This window comes from Arthrobacter sp. Hor0625 (assembly GCF_052567525.1).
Window position 1 is genome coordinate 3,208,266 of record NZ_CP199586.1, and the last position, 17,689, is coordinate 3,225,954.

General features: G+C 70.9%; 20 protein-coding genes. 9 read left to right on the forward strand and 11 right to left on the reverse strand.

Going from position 1 to position 17,689, the window contains the following annotated elements; genetic code table 11:
- Nucleotides 1-15: 15 nt before the first annotated feature.
- From ACTWLI_RS14725 to ACTWLI_RS14735, 3 genes are all read left to right on the forward strand, one after another.
- Nucleotides 16-435, forward strand: a complete 420-nt coding sequence (locus ACTWLI_RS14725) for an arsenate reductase ArsC (protein ID WP_445154515.1) — start codon at nt 16-18, stop codon at nt 433-435.
- A 93-nt stretch (nt 436-528) separates the two neighbouring features.
- Complete coding sequence (locus ACTWLI_RS14730; protein ID WP_445154516.1) at nt 529-1,917, forward strand: FAD-dependent oxidoreductase; 1,389 nt, start codon at nt 529-531, stop codon at nt 1,915-1,917.
- Nucleotides 1,918-1,935: 18 nt separating this feature from the next.
- On the forward strand, nt 1,936-3,126 hold the full coding sequence (locus ACTWLI_RS14735) for an MFS transporter (RefSeq protein WP_445154517.1): 1,191 nt from the start codon (nt 1,936-1,938) through the stop codon (nt 3,124-3,126).
- Here the strand turns inward: ACTWLI_RS14735 and ACTWLI_RS14740 are convergent.
- Entirely contained in the window at nt 3,123-3,533 is a 411-nt protein-coding gene (locus tag ACTWLI_RS14740; RefSeq protein WP_445154518.1) for a DUF302 domain-containing protein, read from the reverse strand. The two genes, ACTWLI_RS14735 and ACTWLI_RS14740, sit on opposite strands and share 4 nt — an antisense overlap.
- Before the next feature lie 343 nt (nt 3,534-3,876).
- Here ACTWLI_RS14740 and ACTWLI_RS14745 point away from each other — a divergent pair, with 343 nt between their 5' ends.
- The gene (locus ACTWLI_RS14745) at nt 3,877-5,301 is read left to right on the forward strand and encodes an MBL fold metallo-hydrolase (protein ID WP_445154519.1); all 1,425 of its coding nucleotides are present in this window, start codon (nt 3,877-3,879) and stop codon (nt 5,299-5,301) included.
- Nucleotides 5,302-5,414: 113 nt separating this feature from the next.
- Here ACTWLI_RS14745 and ACTWLI_RS14750 read toward each other — a convergent pair whose 3' ends face one another.
- From ACTWLI_RS14750 to ACTWLI_RS14775, 6 genes are all read right to left on the reverse strand, one after another.
- On the reverse strand, nt 5,415-5,861 hold the full coding sequence (locus tag ACTWLI_RS14750; RefSeq protein WP_445154520.1) for a universal stress protein: 447 nt from the start codon (nt 5,859-5,861) through the stop codon (nt 5,415-5,417).
- Between the two features lie 157 nt (nt 5,862-6,018).
- Nucleotides 6,019-6,783: a sulfite exporter TauE/SafE family protein gene (locus ACTWLI_RS14755; RefSeq protein ID WP_445154521.1), complete on the reverse strand. Its 765-nt coding sequence runs from the start codon at nt 6,781-6,783 to the stop codon at nt 6,019-6,021.
- The gene (locus tag ACTWLI_RS14760; protein ID WP_445154522.1) at nt 6,780-7,388 is read right to left on the reverse strand and encodes a rhodanese-like domain-containing protein; all 609 of its coding nucleotides are present in this window, start codon (nt 7,386-7,388) and stop codon (nt 6,780-6,782) included. The genes ACTWLI_RS14755 and ACTWLI_RS14760 overlap by 4 nt, the downstream gene beginning before the upstream one ends.
- Nucleotides 7,389-7,541: 153 nt before the next feature.
- Nucleotides 7,542-7,844 carry a rhodanese-like domain-containing protein gene (locus ACTWLI_RS14765; RefSeq protein ID WP_445154523.1) on the reverse strand — a complete coding sequence of 101 codons (303 nt, stop codon included), beginning with the start codon at nt 7,842-7,844 and terminating at the stop codon, nt 7,542-7,544.
- Nucleotides 7,845-7,908: 64 nt separating this feature from the next.
- The gene (locus ACTWLI_RS14770) at nt 7,909-8,229 is read right to left on the reverse strand and encodes a metal-sensitive transcriptional regulator (RefSeq protein ID WP_445154524.1); all 321 of its coding nucleotides are present in this window, start codon (nt 8,227-8,229) and stop codon (nt 7,909-7,911) included.
- Nucleotides 8,230-8,231: 2 nt separating this feature from the next.
- Nucleotides 8,232-8,543: a rhodanese-like domain-containing protein gene (locus tag ACTWLI_RS14775; protein WP_056739698.1), complete on the reverse strand. Its 312-nt coding sequence runs from the start codon at nt 8,541-8,543 to the stop codon at nt 8,232-8,234.
- Between the two features lie 201 nt (nt 8,544-8,744).
- Here ACTWLI_RS14775 and ACTWLI_RS14780 point away from each other — a divergent pair, with 201 nt between their 5' ends.
- A complete protein-coding gene (locus ACTWLI_RS14780) occupies nt 8,745-9,911 on the forward strand; it encodes a cytochrome P450 (protein ID WP_445154525.1) in 1,167 nt (388 codons plus the stop codon).
- An 83-nt stretch (nt 9,912-9,994) separates the two neighbouring features.
- Nucleotides 9,995-11,218 (forward strand): non-homologous end-joining DNA ligase, encoded by a 1,224-nt coding sequence (ligD, locus tag ACTWLI_RS14785; protein ID WP_445154526.1) that lies wholly within the window; start codon nt 9,995-9,997, stop codon nt 11,216-11,218.
- A 56-nt stretch (nt 11,219-11,274) separates the two neighbouring features.
- Here ligD and ACTWLI_RS14790 read toward each other — a convergent pair whose 3' ends face one another.
- Nucleotides 11,275-12,108 (reverse strand): chitosanase, encoded by an 834-nt coding sequence (locus ACTWLI_RS14790; RefSeq protein ID WP_445154527.1) that lies wholly within the window; start codon nt 12,106-12,108, stop codon nt 11,275-11,277.
- A gap of 136 nt (nt 12,109-12,244) precedes the next feature.
- On the opposite strand from ACTWLI_RS14790, the gene ACTWLI_RS14795 reads away from it, so the two are divergent.
- Entirely contained in the window at nt 12,245-13,030 is a 786-nt protein-coding gene (locus ACTWLI_RS14795; RefSeq protein WP_445154528.1) for an isocitrate lyase/PEP mutase family protein, read from the forward strand.
- Nucleotides 13,031-13,060: 30 nt separating this feature from the next.
- On the opposite strand, the gene ACTWLI_RS14800 is transcribed toward ACTWLI_RS14795, so the two are convergent.
- The gene (locus tag ACTWLI_RS14800) at nt 13,061-13,954 is read right to left on the reverse strand and encodes an NAD(P)-dependent oxidoreductase (protein ID WP_445154529.1); all 894 of its coding nucleotides are present in this window, start codon (nt 13,952-13,954) and stop codon (nt 13,061-13,063) included.
- 245 nt (nt 13,955-14,199) lie between these two features.
- On the opposite strand from ACTWLI_RS14800, the gene ACTWLI_RS14805 reads away from it, so the two are divergent.
- Together ACTWLI_RS14805 and ACTWLI_RS14810 are read left to right on the forward strand one after the other, a co-directional pair.
- A complete protein-coding gene (locus ACTWLI_RS14805; RefSeq protein WP_445154530.1) occupies nt 14,200-14,742 on the forward strand; it encodes a PadR family transcriptional regulator in 543 nt (180 codons plus the stop codon).
- 5 nt (nt 14,743-14,747) lie between these two features.
- Nucleotides 14,748-16,460 carry an ABC1 kinase family protein gene (locus ACTWLI_RS14810; protein WP_445154531.1) on the forward strand — a complete coding sequence of 571 codons (1,713 nt, stop codon included), beginning with the start codon at nt 14,748-14,750 and terminating at the stop codon, nt 16,458-16,460.
- Nucleotides 16,461-16,481: 21 nt separating this feature from the next.
- Here ACTWLI_RS14810 and ACTWLI_RS14815 read toward each other — a convergent pair whose 3' ends face one another.
- Both ACTWLI_RS14815 and ACTWLI_RS14820 read right to left on the reverse strand, forming a co-directional pair.
- Nucleotides 16,482-17,003, reverse strand: coding sequence for a DUF427 domain-containing protein (locus ACTWLI_RS14815; protein ID WP_445154532.1), 522 nt, complete (start codon nt 17,001-17,003; stop codon nt 16,482-16,484).
- Nucleotides 17,003-17,668, reverse strand: a complete 666-nt coding sequence (locus tag ACTWLI_RS14820) for a dihydrofolate reductase family protein (RefSeq protein ID WP_445154533.1) — start codon at nt 17,666-17,668, stop codon at nt 17,003-17,005. Before ACTWLI_RS14820 ends, ACTWLI_RS14815 begins: the two co-directional genes overlap by 1 nt.
- Between the last annotated feature and the right edge of the window lie 21 nt (nt 17,669-17,689).

Consider the following 17,689-nt stretch of genomic DNA (forward strand, 5'->3'; position numbering starts at 1 on the left):
ACTTCAGGAGACACCATGAGCACCGAAACCGCCAAGAAGCCCTCCGTCCTGTTCGTCTGCGTCCACAACGCCGGACGCTCCCAGATGGCCGCCGCCTTCCTCACCACCCTGGGCAAGGGCGAGATCGAAGTCCGCTCCGCCGGCTCCGCACCCGCGGACAAGGTCAACCCGGCCGCCGTCGAGGCCATGGCCGAACTCGGCATCGACATGTCCGCCGAGATCCCCAAGGTCCTCACCACCGAGGCAGTCAAGGAGTCCGACGTCGTCATCACCATGGGCTGCGGCGACACCTGCCCGATCTTCCCGGGCAAGCGCTACGAGGACTGGGAACTCGAAGACCCGGCCGGGCAGGGCGTGGACGCCGTCCGCCCGATCCGGGACGAGATCAAGTCCCGCATCGAAGAACTCATCGCCTCCCTCACCCCCGCCACGTAACGGGCCGGGGCGCCGACCCGGCCCGCCGGACCCACAAGGACCGGCGGGCACCAGAAAGAACCCACCACCCCACCGGATGAAACAGAGGACACCATGGCTGTAACCAACACCCTTCCCGTAGCTGTCATCGGAGCCGGGCCCATCGGCCTGGCCGCGGCGGCCCACCTGCTCGAACGCGGCCTTGAACCGCTCATCCTCGAGGCCGGTCCTGCCCCGGCCGCGGCGATCGAGCAGTGGCGCCACATCCGGCTGTTCTCCCCGTGGCAGTACAACACCGACGCCGCCGCCGTCCGGCTGCTCGCCGCGGCCGGCTGGGAAGCCCCCGAGGCGACGGCGCTGCCCACCGGCGGGGAGCTCATCGACGGCTACCTCACCCCGCTGGCGGCACTTCCGGAGATCGCACCACGCCTGCACACCGGCGCCCGCGTCATCGCCGTCACCCGGCAGGGCATGGACAAGACCCACAGCCGGAACCGCGACACCACCCCCTTCGTGGTCCGGGTCGAACACGCCGACGGCGAGGTCCGCGACTACCAGGCCGCCGCCGTCATCGACGCGTCCGGCACCTGGTCCACCCGTAACCCGCTTGGCACCTCCGGCCTGCCGGCCGTAGGCGAAGCCGCCGCGTCGGCCCGCATCTCCTCTCCCCTGCCGGACGTCCTGGGCCGCGAGCGTGACGCCTTCGCCGGCCGCACCGCCGTCGTGGTCGGCGCCGGTCATTCCGCGGCCAACACCCTCATCAACCTCTCGGAGCTCGCAGCCCAGGTGCCCGGCACGAAGATCGTGTGGGCGATCCGCGGCGCCTCCGCAGCCAAGGTCTACGGCGGCGGCGACGCCGACGGGCTTGCCGCCCGCGGCCAGCTCGGCAGCCGGCTCCGCGCCCTGGTGGAGGACGGCACGGTGGAACTGCACACCGGCTTCGGGATCGCCGCCCTCGCCGCAGGCGACGGCGGCCCGGTGACCCTGACGGCCACCGACGGCCGCACCCTGGAAGCCGACGTCGTCGTGCCCGCCACGGGGTTCCGCCCCAACCTGGACATGCTTCGCGAACTGCGGCTCGAACTGGACCCGGGCGTGGAAGCACCGCGTGAGCTCGGCCCGCTGATCGACCCCGAGTTCCACTCCTGCGGAACGGTCGAACCGCACGGCGCCAGGATGCTCGCCCACCCGGAGCAGGACTTCTACATCGTCGGCATGAAGTCCTACGGCCGGGCCCCGACCTTCCTGCTGGCCACCGGCTACGAACAGGTCCGCTCTGTCGCCGCAGCCCTCGCCGGGGACCGCGAAGCCGCCGACACCGTCCAGCTCGAACTGCCCGAGACCGGCGTCTGCTCCTCGGATATCGGCACCAGCTGCGACGCCCCCGCCGCCGTACCTGCGGGCTTCGTGGCGGAGACCTCCGGCGGCTGCTGCGGAGCCTCCGAGCCGGTCCTCGTCGGCTTCCCGACCGGCATGGCCCACGGCCGTTCCGGCGGGAACTGATCCCGGCGGCTGGCCGCCGTGGCACCATCCCGCTCCCCGGTGGCCGAGGGTGCACCGCGCGGCGGCCTCGCCGCGCTGTGCATCACCCAGACCACCGGGTGGGGCGTGCTCTATTACGCGCTGGTCGCCGCCGTCCGGCCCATCAGTGAAGACACCGGCTGGGACGCGGCCGTGGTCACCGGGGCGTTCTCCGCAGGGCTGCTGGTCTCGGCGGTCGCCGGAATTTTCGTGGGCAGGATCCTGGACAGGACCGGGCCGCGGGCCCTGATGATCTCCGGGTCCCTGCTGGGAGTGCTGGCTCTGGTGACCGTGGCGGCGGCACCCACCCTGCCCGTATTCTTCGCTGCGTGGCTTCTGGCGGGGGTCGCGCAGTCCGCGGTCCTCTACCAGCCGGCCTTCACCGTGATCAGCCGCTGGTATGGACCCGCCCGCATCCGGCCCCTGACCATCCTGACCCTCGCCGCCGGGTTCGCGTCCACCATCTTCGCCCCGGCTACCGCCGCCCTGGCAGGGGCGTTCGGCTGGCGTGGCGCTTTCCTCGTCCTGGCCGGGATCCTGGCCGTGATCACCGTCCCGTTGCACGCCCGTTACCTCAACGGCCAATGGGCTCCGACATCCTCCGGCACCCCTGCAACAGACCACCGGGCCAGGCTTCGGGACGTCCGGCGCAGTCCGGAATTTCTCGGCCTGCAAGCCCTTATGGTGTTGCTCGGTCTTGGGCTGTACACCGTGACGCTGAACCTCATTCCCCTGCTGGTGGAAAAAGGGGCCGACTACTCCACTGCCGCTCTCGGTCTGGGGCTCGTGGGCGCCGGGCAGGTCGGCGGCCGGCTGTTGTTCGCGGCCATCCCGCCCGGAGTCCGGCTGCCGGCCATCACCGGAACAGCGGCCTGTGCGGTGCTTCTTCTGGCAGCCCTGCCCGGCCCGGTGCCCGTACTGATGGCGGCGGGAATGCTCGCAGGAGCCGTCCGCGGCTGCCAGACGCTCCTGCAGGCTACCGTCGTCGCGGACCGGTGGGGAATGCACGGCCTGGGCACCCTGCAGGGGATCTTCGCGGCACCGCTGACCGCCGTGACTGCCATCGCCCCAGCGGCTGGCCCGCTGCTGGCGGCATGGCTGGGCACGTACACGGGCATGAGCTACGCCATGGCGGCAGCAGCCGGCGCGGCCGCCGTCCTCGCCGCGGCCTCCCTCCGGACGCGCCCCTAGCCGGACTGCAGGGCGGCCAGCGCCGCCCGCAGGCGGGTATCGGCGTCGTTGGCGACGTCGCGCACCGCCGGGCTGTCGCTGAGCTGAACCATCGTCTGCGGGTCAATGGCCTGGACCGTGGTGCCGGCGTCCCCCGCGCCGCGGCGGACCACCACATTGCACGGCAGCAGCGCGCCCATGTCCGGCTCCGCCGACAGCGCCCGGCTGGCCAGGGAAGGGTTGCAGGCACCGAGGATCACATAGTCGCCCAGTTCATCCGCCGCCTCGGACCCCAGCTTGGCCTCGAACGTGGCCCGCACGTCAATCTCCGACAGGATGCCGAAGCCCTGCGCGGCCAGGGCCTCGCGGGTGCGCTGGACGGCTTGGTCCCAATCGAGCGGGAGGGTGACGGTATGCGTGTAGCTCATGGAGCACTCCTGGCTGTGTTCGGTTCGGGCGGACCGGGGCAAGTTCCCGGGTCCTTCAGTCTTGCCGGAGACGGGAACGCGGGCAAGGCCCGCGGGCGGCAGCCACTCCGGTTAGTGGCCTCCGGCCGCCGCCCTCGGGCTGCCGGCCACACCGAAATCCGGCCCCCACCCCAGCGCATCTTCCTTTTGCATCCGACATACCCCGGCGGGTATAAAGGCAAACGGTGGGCAAGGGCTGCAATGCTTCCCGGAAGCGGTTTGCAACATACCCCCGGGGGTATTATTGTTGAGTGCAGAGGACGAAGGAATCCCTTCCCCGACCACCTCACGAAGGAGCACCCGAATGCTTATCGAGCGCATCTACGACGAAGACCTCGCCCAGGCCAGCTATTTCATCGGCTGCCAGGCCAAGGGTGAAGCAATCGTCGTCGACCCCCGCCGTGACATTGCCGTCTACCAAAACCTCGCCGCCGCCAACGGCATGAAGATCGTGGCGGTCACCGAGACGCACATCCACGCGGACTTCCTGTCCGGCACCCGCGAACTGGCCGCCGCTACCGGCGCCACCGCTTACGTCTCCGGTGAGGGTGGCGTTGACTGGCAGTACGGCTTCGACGCCGAGCGCCTCAACGACGGCGACACGGTCGCGCTGGGCAACATCACCATCAAGGCACTGCACACCCCGGGCCACACGCCCGAGCACCTGTCCTTCCTGATCACGGACGGCGCCTTCGCCGACACCCCCGGCTACCTACTCTCCGGCGACTTCGTGTTCTCCGGCGACCTGGGCCGCCCCGACCTGCTGGACGAGGCCGCCGGCGGCGTCGACACCCGCTTCGAAGGCGCCAAGCAGCTCTTCGCCAGCCTGCGCGACAAGTTCCTCACCCTCCCCGACCACGTCCAGGTCCACCCCGGCCACGGCGCAGGCAGCGCCTGCGGCAAGGCCCTCGGCGCCATCCCGTCCAGCACCGTCGGCTACGAGCGCCTCTACTCCTGGTGGGGCCCGTACCTGGCCGCCAACGACGAGCAGGGCTTCATCGACGAGCTCCTCGACGGCCAGCCCGACGCCCACGCCTACTTCGCCCGCATGAAGCGCGAGAACCGCGAAGGCCCCGCCGTCATGGGCGAACGCGCACCCCTGACCGAACTGGCCACGGCCGACGTCGCCAAGGACCTCGCCGCGGACAAGGTCATCTTCGTCGACACCCGCGCCAACGCCCAGGTCCACGAGGGCACCGTCACCGGCTCGGTCAACATCCCGGCCGGCAAGTCCACCGCCAGCTTCGGCGCCTGGGTCATCGACCCCGAAAAGGACAAGGCCCCGCTGGTGCTCCTGGCCCCGAACCAGGCCTCCGCGATGGAAATGTGGGACCACCTGGTCCGCGTCGGCATCGACAAGGTGGCCGGCTTCGTCACCGGGCTCGAGGGCCTGCCGATGAGCACCCCGCGGCTGATCCAGCCCGAGGAGCTCGAAGGCTTCGAATCCGCCATGGTCCTGGACGTCCGCAACAAGACCGAGCACGCCGCCGGGCACATCCCCGGCTCCTACCAGCTCAGCGGCGGCCGCGTCATGTGGCACCTGGACGAGCTTCCGGCCGAGGGCACCATCGTGTCCTACTGCCAGAGCGGTGTCCGGAACTCCGTGGCGGCCAGCGCGCTGCGCCGCGCCGGCTACGACGTCGTCGAACTCGACGGCAGCTACGCCGCCTGGGCCGCAAAGGAACAGGCCGCACGCCAGCAGGCCACCGAGCCGGTTCCGGCCAGCTAGGGCGCAGGCAAGACAACAACAGCACAGCAGTTCAGAGGGCGGCGGCCCGGGTCAAGCACCCGGGCCGCCGCCCTTTGTGCTGCCCCCCGCCGGTTGCTGCAGGGGGTCTGTCGCTACCCGCGCGCCTCGCCCCCGCCGGCGCGGACCACCAGCACCGGGCAGTGTGCATGGTGCACCGCCTGGCTCGAGACCGAGCCCAGGAGCATGCCGGCGAAGCCGCCGTGCCCCCTGGATCCCACCACCAGCAGGTCCGCGCCCTCGGCTGCCTTCAGCAGGGCCTCGGCGGGATGGGACTCGACCACTCCGCCGGTGACGGGCACACCGGCACCGCCGGCCTGCCGCAGCGCCTCGGCGTGTGCCTGCCGGGCGTTCTCGCCGAAGGCCTCATGGTCAGGGCCTCTGCCGGCGGCGTCGCCGATGACGGGATAGTGCCAGGCTGTGACGATGTGGACCTGTCCCGAGCGCAGCCGGGCCTCCTCCAGCGCCCAGTGAAGGGCGGCCAGCGACGGCGCGGATCCGTCGACGCCTACGACAATCCGGAAGGTTTTCTCGGCCGCCATGACGCTCCTCGAAGGTTGGTGATGCCCGGTACGACGGGCGTGCCGGGACACCACGATCCTCTCCAGGGCCCGGGGAATCAAGGGCCGAAAGAACGCACAAAAAGGCACCGGAGGCGAATGCCTCCGGTGCCTTTTAGTCGGGCCGCCAGCCCCCTTCTTAGGAGAAGAGAGCCTGCAGCGCCACGTACACGGCGATGACCAGTACGAGGATGCCGAACCCGCGCTTGAGCGCCTTGTCCGGGATGCGGGTGCCAATCCGGCCGGCGACCAGCGACGCGAGCATGGCCGCGCCGGCAAAGGCCGCCGTGACGGCCCAGTCGATCTGCAGGTCGCCCAGGTGGGCGGCGAAGCCGGCAATGGAGTTGATGACGATGATGACCAGCGAGGTTCCCACCGTCACGGCCATCGGAAGCCCGAGGACCAGTGTGAGCGCCGGAACGATCAGGAATCCGCCGCCGACGCCGAGCAGGCCCGTCAGGAACCCGACGACGGCGCCGGTGGCGATCGCTTTGGGCAGGCAGCTGCGCCAGTTGACGCCGCCCCCGGGCAGCGCGCAGGAGCCGCCGGCGGATTTGGTCGGCAACAGCATGCGGACCCCGGCGAAGACCATGATGGCGGCGAACGCCAGCAGCAGGATCTTCGGATCGAGCAACCGGTTCACCATCGCGCCCAGGTAGGCGGTGGCCGTGCCTGCCGCGCCGATGATCAGCGCGAGGCGCCAGTTCACGCCCTGGCGCAGCCGGGGCAGCACCGCGACGGCGGAGGACGCGCCGACGACGACCAGCGACGTCGGGATCGCCGCGGCCAGCGGCAGTCCCACGCCGTAGACCAGGGCCGGGACGGCAAGGATCGACCCGCCGCCTCCGACCAGGCCCAGCAGGGCGCCGACGACCAGCCCGAATGCCGCCGCGGAGATGATCATGCCCGGGCGTCCAGGTTCTGCAGGGCCTGGTGGGCCGTGGGCTCATTCGCCGAGCGGTTCCACGGCATTTTGGAGAGCATCTGGCCCATGGCGCAGCTGTCGGTGGCGGCGGAGAAGGTCAGGCCCGCGCCGATGCCGCCGGCCAGCAGGCCCAGCTTGGGAGAGACGAACCTGCTGCCCAGCACACCGGCCAGGACCAGGGAGCCGGCGGCCATCCGGACCTGGCGCTCGAGAGCCCACGGGCCGGAGCCGCGGACGACGTTTCCGCCGGCTGCAGCGTAGGCGGGGACGCCGCCGGTGAGCACGCTGGCGCTGGCGAGGCCGACGGCGTCGAGGTGCTTGCGGGCCTGCTCGGCGCGGTTGCCGGACTGGCAGACGAGGACCACGCGGGTGCCCATCTTGGCGGCGAATTCCTCGGTGTGCTCGCTGAGCATGGACAGCGGCACGTGGTAGGAGCCCTTGATGTGCATCGCTTCGAACTCGGCGCCGCTGCGGACGTCGATGACCATCAGGTCGTCGTGGTTGTCTTCCCAGGCTTTGAGGGTTGCTGCGTCGATGGACTGGGGCAGGGACTCAACGGCGTTGGTCGTGTTCACAGAAGTCATAATCTCTTTCGGTATATCTCGTGGAGCAATTGCGGTGGCGGTCCCGCGGGGGCGGGTCCGCCGTCCACCGCCGGGCGTGCCATGTCAGGGGCGGCGCCGGGCGTGTGGAAGCCCGGGCGGTGCGCTTTTCGCGCCGCCCGGGCCGTCAGGGGATCAGGAGGTGGGCAGGCCGGCAGCGGTCCAGTCGAGCATCCCGCCGGGCATGGTGTAGGCGGTGAAGCCCTGGGCCGTGAGCTGGTCCGCGGCTGCGGCGCTGCGGCGCCCGCTGCGGCAGACGGCGACGACGGGGACGGTCTTGTCGAGTTCGCCCAGGCGGCCGGGCAGTTCGCCCAGTGCGATGTGCCTAGCACCCGGAATCATGCCTTCGGCGACCTCCGCGCTTTCACGGACGTCGACGATCTGGAGGGTGCTCTCGGTCTTGAGCCGTTCTGCAAGCTGCTGAGGGGTCATGTCCATGGGCTGGGCCTTTCGGTAGGAGGACTGCTGCTCGGGAGGGGAAAGTGGGGAGGGGCGGCCGGGGTCAGGTCAGGCGCAGGAAGAGGGCGCGGATTTCCTCCAGCGTGGGCCGCCCGCCGTCGCTGTCCGGTTCACGCCCATCCGCGCCCGGCTCAGCCGGCACGGCCAGGCATTCGCGCATGGCCGAGGAGATCAGTTCGAAGCCCGCCTTGTCCAGGGCCCCGCGCACGGCCGCCAGCTGGGTGACGACGCTGCGGCAGTCGGCGCCGGACTCGACGGCGTCGATCAGGGCGGAGAGCTGCCCGCGGGCGCGCTTGAGGCGGTTGACGGTGCGGCGCGCTCCGGCGCCAGGCGCCGACGGCGGAAGGCTGACGGTGGCGGACATGCTCACCGGCCTGCCTGGTAAGTGACCGGGTGGCCGTTGCGGTACCACTCGGTGATGCCGCCCATGACGTTGACCGCGTCGTAGCCTGCCTGTCCGAGCTGCGCGGTGGCACGGGAGCTTCGGCCCCCGGAGGCGCACATCACGTAGACCGTGCGTCCGATCGGGACATCGCCCATGGACTCCTGGAATCGGGACAGCGGAACGTTCCGGGTACCGGGCACAAAGGCTTCGGAATACTCCTCCGCTTCGCGCACGTCGATGATGGAGACGTCAGGCCCGAGTGCTGCCAGATCGTCCACGGAGATACTCTTCATGCTGGTGTCCTTCCCTGTTGTCCGGCTGCCCGGGGCTACCCCTCCATTGTGATACCCCTGGGGGTATTTATGCAAACCCGGCGGACTGCCGCCCTGTCCCCCGCCGCCGGCTCTCGGTAGAATCGGGACCGCGGGTCATCCGATCCGCTGAGTGGTTTCACCGCCGGGTGCGGCGCCCCCGGCAGGCCAGAAAGGCCGGCCATGGACCCCGCCCCCGACCGGGAACACCCGCTGGATCCGTTTCCCCGCTACCAACGGATGCGGGAAACCGCCCCCGTCTTCCACGACGAGGCGTCCGGCAGCTGGCACGTCTTCCGGTATGACGACGTGCAGCGGGTCCTCTCCGACCACGCCGCCTTCTCCTCGAGGATGCGTCCGGACGAGCCTTCCGAGTCCGGCCACCTCTTCGAATCCAGCCTGATCACAACCGACCCGCCCAGGCACCGGCAGCTGCGCTCGCTGGTGACCCAGGCCTTCACTCCCAAGGCGGTGGACGCGCTGGCTCCCCGCATTGCCCGGCTGGCCGAGGATCTGCTGGACGGGATCGCAGCCCGCGGCTCGGCCGACCTGATCGAGGAGCTGGCCTACCCGCTTCCGGTCATCGTCATCTCCGAGCTGCTCGGCGTTCCCGCGGAGGACCGTGACCGCTTCAAGCAGTGGTCCGATGTGATCGTCAGCCAGACGCGCACCGGCGCCCCGAGCGCGGAGCACGAGGCAGCGAACCGGGAGATGACGGAGTACTTCCTGGCCCTGATTGAGCAGCGCCGCAGCCGGCCCGGGACGGACCTGGTCAGCGGGTTGCTCGCCGCCGACATCGACGGGCAGAAGCTCAGCGTCCCGGAACTGCTGGGGTTCTGCAGCCTGTTGCTGGTTGCCGGCAACGAAACCACCACGAACCTGATCGGCAATGCCGTGCTGTGCTTTACCGAGGTTCCCGGCACCCTGGAACGGCTCCGCCGTGATCCGGCACTGCTGCCCCCGGCGATCGAGGAGGTGCTCCGCTACCGCTCACCGGTCCAGTCGATGTACCGGATAACGGTCGCCGCTACGGAGCTGGGCGGGGTCCGGATTCCGGCCGGCGCCCCCATGGTGGCCTGGATCGGCTCCGCGAACCGGGACGAACGCCAGTTTCCGCGCCCCGGCGAGTTCGACGTCGAGCGGACCCCGAACCGGCACCTCGCATTCGGCCACGGCGTGCATTTCTGCCTGGGCGCCCCGCTGGCCCGGCTCGAAGCCAGGACCGCGCTGCAGGCCACGCTCGCCCGGCTGCCCGGACTGGCCGTCGACCCGGCCCCGCCCCTCGAACGCATGGACAGCACCATCGTCTACGGCCTCAAGGCGCTGCCGGTCAGCTGGCAGGCGGCCTGAGCGTACCGCTCCCCCGCCCGGGACCGGGCGGCCCCCGGCGCAGGGCTCTGGCCCGGACCGTGGATGGTTGTTAGCGTGGCGGCATGAGCCCGTCAAAGACGCCCGCGGAGATCCTCACCCTGGCCGGCAGCGAGGTGCGCATCTCCAGCCCGGACAAGGTGCTCTTCCCGGAGCCGGGGCTGACCAAGCTCGATGTGGTCCGCTACTACCTCTCCGTTGCCGACGGTGCGCTGCGCGGCGCCGGCGGCCGGCCCATGGTACTCAAGCGCTTCCCCAAAGGGATCGACGCCGAACCGTTCTTCCAAAAGCGCATCCCGGAAAACCACCCGGCGTTCATCGACACGGCGACGCTGCACTACGCCTCGGGGACCTCTGCCGAAGAGGCCGTCATCCGGGATGCCGCGGGCCTGGCGTGGGTCGTGAACTTGGGTTGCCTCGACCTCAACCCGCACCCCGTCCGCGCCGAGGACCTGGAACACCCCGACGAGCTCCGCGTCGACCTCGACCCGATGCCGGGCGTCGGCTGGTCCCAGATTGTCGACGTCGCCTACGTGGCGCGGGAGGTGCTTGACGACGTCGGCCTGGTGGGCTGGCCGAAAACGAGCGGCTCACGGGGCCTCCACATCCTGGTGCGGATCGCGCCCCGGTGGTCCTACCGGGACGTGCGCCTCGCCGCCGAGACCCTTGCCCGCGAGATCGAAAACCGGGCACCCGGACTCGCCACCGCGCGCTGGTGGAAGGAAGAGCGCGGCGAGAGCGTGTTCGTGGACTTCAACCAGAATGCCAAGGACCGCACCGTGGCCTCCGCGTATTCGATCCGGCCGCTGCCCGACGCGCGTGCCTCGGCGCCGCTGACCTGGGCCGAGGTCCGCTCGGTCCGGCCGGAGCAGTTCACGGTCCTGACCGTTCCCGGACGGTACGCCGACGTCGGCGACCCCCACAGCGGCATCGACGGTGCCGCCGGCTCACTCGACGGATTGCTCGCCCTGGCCGCCGAGCTCGGACCCGCCGAGAAGCCGCCCCGCGGCACCGACGGTTCCGGACGCCGGCAGTCGGTGATGCCGCTCATCGAGGTGGCCCGCACCAAGACCAAACCGGAAGCCGTGGCGGCCCTCGACGAATGGAAGAGCCTGCACGCCGACGTCGTCCCGGACCTGCATCCGGCCGACGTCCTCATCGACGGCATGCGCGGATCGAGTTCGCTCTGGTACCGGGTCCGGGTGAACCTCCAGCACGTTCCCGAGGACAAACGGCCGGCGCAGGAGCCGCTCCTCGCCGATTACGACCCGTGGGCGGGCAAGGAGTAGCCGGCGGCCGCGGGGCCGCCGGGCGTCCCGGCCCCCGAAGGCCGCGGGATGCGGGGCTAACGGGGTGCCGGTGCTGAGCCGAGCTCGAAGCGGTCGCCGTAGACGGACCAGCTGAAGGGCGGGACCAGTCCGAGGTTGCCGGTCTCCAGGAGCCCCGTGTGGATGTCCTGCCGCCCGTGCTTCTGGTAGTCGCCCCAGCTCTTGAGCACCGCCACCCGGGCGTCCACCACGGCGGCGAGGTACGCCGCTTCGTCCCCGCCCTCGGCGGGCGGCCGGTGGGCTTTCCGGGCCGTGGCCAGGATGCCGCCGAACGATTCGTCGTCATCGCCAGGTCCGTGGTTGACCGAGACGTCGTAGTAGATGGCCAGCCCCAGGGGTCCGACGCCGTCCCGCACCGCCGCTTCCAGTGCCGGCCCCCAGTAGACGCGGTCCCGTTCTTCCTGCTGCGCCCGCCGGAACGCCGGGTCCTCTGCCGCCGCCTGCCAGTCGGCCGGAAAGGACGGGTCCAGGAGCCGGTGGCTCAGCGCGGGGCGTTTCTTGTCGGGCGCGTCCATGATCTGTTCAAGCTGCGGCAGGTAGCTCGCCAGCGGGTTGTCCGGGGCGGCGGTCGTGTAGGCCCGCACCAGCTCGAGCATGTCCCCGGTGCCGCTGCACCAGCCCACCAGCCCGCCGGTGTAGCCCCTGCCGTCGTCGATGTCCTCGATGTAGGCGAAGGCGGTGGTCCAGTCCGGTGTGGAGTTTTCCGCAGTGGAGGTCAGCTGCAGCGCGATCTCCTTATAGACCGGATCGGCGAGGCCGGCCCGGCCCTGGATTGCCTGGCCCTGCGTTTCCTGGCCCTGCGATTCCGCGTTTTCCGGACCGCTCTTCCGTCCCCACAGCCGTTCCCACATCAGGGCCTCCCGAGATCGTTGTGACAGCGAGGCTAGCAGCCCCGCCAGCACCGGCGACAGGGACCTTCCGGCCCTGTGCAGCGCGGCTACACTGATCAGGAATCCACCTCCTGGCCGGCAGAGACGAGGCACCACGATGGCTACTTTTAGGGACCTTCATTACCTCGGTGAACCTCTGGTGCTTCCCAACGCTTGGGACGTCGGTTCTGCGCTGGCCTTTGTCGCGGCCGGGTTCCCGGCCGTCGGCACCACCAGCTTCGGGATCGCCGCCAGCGCCGGCGCCCCGGACGGCGGCCGCGCCAGCCAGACGGCGACCGCCGCGCTGGTGCCCCAGCTGTGCCGCCTGCCGGTCCACATCACCGCTGATATCGAGGACGGGTACTCCGATGATCCGGACGAGGTCGCGGGATTCGTGGCCCGGCTGGCGGCCGTCGGCGTCGCCGGGGTCAACCTGGAGGACAGTGCGGACGGGCACCTGGTGGATCCGGCGGTGGCCGCCGGGAAGCTGGCCGCCGTGAAGCGCCGCAGCCCCGAGGTTTTCCTCAACGCCCGGGTGGACAACTTCTGGTTCGGCCAGCAGGCCACGGTGGAGGCAGTCCTGGAGCGCGCCGCGATCTACGCCGACGCCGGCGCGGACGGAATTTTCGTCCCGGGGCTGGCGGTTCCTGAGGACATCCGAAGCGTCACCGCCGGCGTCGGGCTGCCGGTGAACGTGCTGGCACATCCCGTACTGACGGTCGCCGAACTGGGCGCGCTCGGGGTCCGCCGGGTCAGTTCCGGCTCGCTGCCCTACCGGGCCGCCGTCGACGCGGCAGTGAACGTGGCCACCGCGCTGCGGGACGGCAGGCCGGCGCCGGGAGCGACGTCGTACTGGGAGATGCAGGCCCGGCTCGAGGCGTTCCACCAGCAGCCCACGGACTGAGCCCGCTGAGCCGGGACCGGGCCGCGGCGGTCATGTCGGCTCTGTGCCCTCTCCGGTGCTGGCGAAGTACGCGGCGGCCAGGTCCTCCGTGCCGCGGCCCTGGGCGGCGGCCCGCTCCAGGCGCGCGGCGGACGCCTCGGCACCGTCGAGCCGCAGGCCGTGGTCGCGGGCGGCAGCCAGGATCAGGTGGGCGTCCTTGAGGGAGGTATCGACGGCGAAGGACGCCGGCTCCAGCCGGTCCTCGAGGATCAGGTCCGCCTTGGCGCGCAGGAACGGCAGGTCCAGCACACCGCCGTCCAGCAGCTCGAAGAACTGGCCCGGGTCGACGTCCAGGACCTGGGCGAGGGCCACGACCTCCCCTGCCGCGTTGGAAGCAGCGAGCACCCAGCTGTTGACGACCAGCTTGAGCCGGGTGGCAGAGGCCGCGGCCGGGTCCTGTCCGGTCCACAGGGTGCGCGCGCCGATCGCGTCCAGCACCGGCGCCACGCGCTCCCGCACGGTGTCCGGCCCGGCCGCGATCACCAGCAGGGTGCCGGCCTCGGCGGGCGCTCGGGTCCCGGAGACGGGGGCTTCGACCAGGTCGAGGCCAACCTCACCGGCCAGGTCCGCCAGGGGCGCAGCGTCGTCCACGCCCACGGTGGTGGACTGCACCCAGGCGGTGCCCCGCCGCACTCCCGGAGCCGCCTGCCGGATCACGTCGGTCACGGCGGCGGCGTCGAAGAGCATGGTCAGCACCACGTCCGCGCCGGCCACCGCATCCGCCGGCGATCCGGCGGCCAGCGCCCCGGCGTCGACCAGTGGCCCGGTCTTGGCCCGGTCCCGGTTCCACACCCGGACCTCGTGCCCGGCCCGCAGCAGGTTGCGGGCCATCGCGGCCCCCATAATGCCGGTGCCCAGCACCGCCACTGTGCGCTTCGTTTCCATCCTGCATCCTTTTCTCCGGCCCGCTGCGGAACCGCCCGGGGTTATCGCTCATGCTCCGGGCGGCACCCCCCGGCCGCCCCCAGGCAGCCATCGTATCCGGCGCCGGCGTTCCGCTGTGGCGGCCCGCCTCCAAGGCGGCGGCCCCCTCCGGCGCGGGGACTGTCAACCGCGAAAAAGTGCTGGTTTTTGTCCATGTCGGGAACGTATCGTTGAGTATCGTTCGCGATCCATTTAAGGAGACCAGCATGCGTAATTCATACCCGGCCGGCGGTTTCGGAACCCCCAATATCGACAGCATGTGGCAGGCGGTTGAAGACCTGCGGTCACGGTTCGAGAAGCGCGCCGGCGGCCGGGCGGGACGGGGCGAAGTGCGCTCAGCGGTGCTGGCCCTGCTCGCGGAACGGCCGATGCACGGTTATCAGATCATCCGCGAGATTGAGGAGCGCAGCGGCGGCAGCTGGAAGCCGAGCGCCGGCTCCGTCTATCCGACGCTGCAACTGCTCGCCGACGAAGGGCTGATCCGGGCCGAGGAGTCCAACGGCCGCAAGATCTACTCACTGACCGAGGCCGGGCGGGAGACCGTGGCGGGCGAGGGCGCCTCGGCACCGTGGGAAGAGGCGGCCCACTCGTCCGGCCCGGGGTTCGCGGCACTGCCGAAAGCCGGCGTCGAGCTGGCCCAGGCCGCGGCACAGGTGGGCCGCACCGGTTCGCCGGAGCAGGTGAAGCAGGCCGTAGCGGTGCTTGATGAGGCACGCCGCCGGCTGTACTCGATCCTGGCCCAGGACTGACGCAGGTGCCTTCGGTTCGCCGGGACCGGGCGGACCCTGTACCCGGCGCCGGCAGCACCCGCGCCCGCTACCGGCGCATCCTGCGGTTCGCCGCGTGGCATCTGGCGGTGACCTGGTGGTTCGAACTGTTCCTTCCCCGGATCGGGCTCGGCAGCATCGCCGCGCGCACCCGGACGCAGCGGATGCAGGGCTTCGCGCAGCGCTTCCGCGTACTGGCGGTGGAGCTGGGCGGCCTCATGATCAAGGTCGGCCAGTTTCTCTCGTCCCGGCTGGACGTGCTTCCGCCCGAGATCACCCGGGAGCTTGAGGGCCTGCAGGATGAGGTGCCTCCGGTCCCGTTCCCCGCCATCCGGGCCCTGGCCGAGGCGGAACTGGGGACAGCACTGGACCGCGTGTTCGCGCACGTCGACGAGGTTCCGCTCGCGGCCGCGTCGCTGGGGCAGGCCCACCGCGGCCGCCTACTGCCGGAGAACGCCGCCGACGCCGGACTCCGGGACGTCGTGGTGAAGGTGCAGCGCCCGGGCATCGAGGCGATTGTCGACGTCGACCTGGCGGCCCTGCGCAAGGTGGGCGGCTGGCTCAGCCGGGTGCGGCTGGTCTCCAGCCGCGCGGACATGCCCGCTCTGGTCGAGGAGTTCGCGCAGATCTGCCGGGAGGAGATCGACTACCTGCACGAGGCGGCGAACGCGGAGCGCTTTGCGGCCGACTTCGCCGCCGACGACAGGGTGGCCGTTCCCGGCGTGGCCTGGGAGTGGAGCACCCGCCGCGTCCTGACCCTCGAGGACGTCACGGCGATCAAGGTTACCGACACCGAATCCCTGCTCTCGGCGGGCATCGATCCGGTGCAGGTTGCGCCGGTGTTCGCGTCCGTGATGTTCGAACAGCTGTTCTCCAACGGTTTCTTCCACGCCGACCCGCACCCCGGCAACATCTTTGTCACCCCGGGCGCAGGGTCACCTGCGGGCGGCTCCTGGCAGCTGACGTTCATCGATTTCGGCATGATGGGCCAGGTGCCTCCCGGGACCCGCGGCGGTCTGCGGAAACTGCTGATCGCGGCCGCCGAACGGGACGGGAAGGGCCTGGTCAGCGCCATCAGCGACGTCGGGGTGCTGGCGGCGACCGCCGACCGGGCCGAGCTGGAGCGGGCGATGACGCACCTGTTCGGCCGGTTCGGCGGAATGGGCTTCGCCGAGCTGCGGGAGGTGGACCCGCGGGAGTTCGTCGAATTTGCCGTGGAGTTCGGCGACCTGGTCCGCTCTCTGCCGTTCCAGTTGCCGGAGAACTTCCTGCTCATCATCCGGGCCATGTCTCTGACCTCGGGGGTGTGCAGCGCGCTCGATCCCCGGTTCAACATCTGGGACGCGGTGGAGCCCTACGCGGCGCGGCTGCTGCGCGAGGAGCGCGGAAACATCGCCCGGGACGTGGCCCAGCAGGCGCTCGACGCCGCCGGGCTGACGCTGGGCCTGCCGAAGCGCCTGGACGGACTGCTGACCCGGATCGAGGACGGCACACTGTCCGTGGCGAATCCGAGGCTCGAACGGCAACTGGCCCGGCTGGACCGCACGGCGCACCGGTCGGCGTCGGCGCTGGTCTTCGGTGGCCTGCTGATTGCCGGCGCCGTGGTCCGGCCGGACGATGTGGTGCTCGGCAGCGTGCTGATGGCCGTGTCGGTTCTTCCGCTCCTGCACGCGCTCTGGACGGGCCGCCGCGGCCTCTGACAGCGGTGGCGGCCGGGCTGCTCACCAGCCGGCGGTGCCCGGGCCGCCCTTGAACGGACCGACGATCTTTGCGGTGATCCAGCCGCCGTAGAAGTCGCCCTCCTGGGCGGTCACCTGCTCTCCGTCGATCTCGCAGGAATCCATCCGTCCGGGGTACAGCGCCACCCGGGTGCTGAGCGCCTCAAACCCGCGGGCCGGTTCCGGGTAGGTCCACCCGGCCCGGGGCCCGGCGACGCCGCCGGCAACGACGTCGAAGTAGTGCGCCTCCCCCTTGAACTCACAGAAGCTGGTTCCCTCCACCGGGACCAGCACCCCCGCCGGGAAGGCGTCCAGCGGCAGGTAATAGACCGGCGGATGGCTCGTCTCGAGGACCCGCACCGTGTGGGTGGTGTCCGCGATTACCTGCCCGCCAAGCCGCACGACCACCCGTTCCGGGCGCGGCTCAACCCGGGGCGGCCTGGGGTAGTCCCACACCGACTCCTGGCCGGGCGAGGGTTCGATGGGCCGGGGGCGGTGGAAGAGGCCGGGCAGGCGCCGGGCCATCAGGGCCGGTCCTTGCCCCGGCGGGTGAAGACCAGGTGCTGGACTCCCTGCGGAGACGGGGTCGCTTCGATCTCAAACTGCTGCTCGAGTCCTTCGAGCCCGTCCCAGAGCCGCTCGCCGCGGCCCAGGAGGACCGGCACGAGGACGATGTGCATGTGGTCGATCAGGTCGGCGGCGAGGAATTGGCGGACAGTGTCGACGCCGCCGCCGATGCGCACGTCGAGCCCGCCGGCGAGGGCACGGGCCTGCTCGAGCGCGGCCTCAGGGCCGGCGTCGACGAAGTGGAAGGTTGTCCCGCCTTCCATTTCGAGGACCGGCCGGGGATGGTGCGTCAGGACGACGACCGGGGTGTGGAAGGGCGGGTTCTCGCCCCACCAGCCTTTCCATTCCTCGTCCTGCCAGGGCCCGCGCTGGGGGCCGAACTTGTTCCGCCCCATGATTTCCGCGCCGATCGTAGGCTTCCACTGGCTGGCGAAGGCCTCGTCGACGCCGAAGGAGCCCTCCGACTCGCCGTGGAAGCCCATCTCGCGGAAGGTGCGGGTCTCGAAAGCCCAGTCCATGAGCCGGGAGCCTGCGTGGCCGAAGGGGGTCTCGAGCTGCTGGCCCTCGCCGGTGCCGAAGCCATCCAGCGAGACCGAGAAGTTGTGCACGCGGACGAGGGACATGGCATCTCCTGGGGGTGCTGG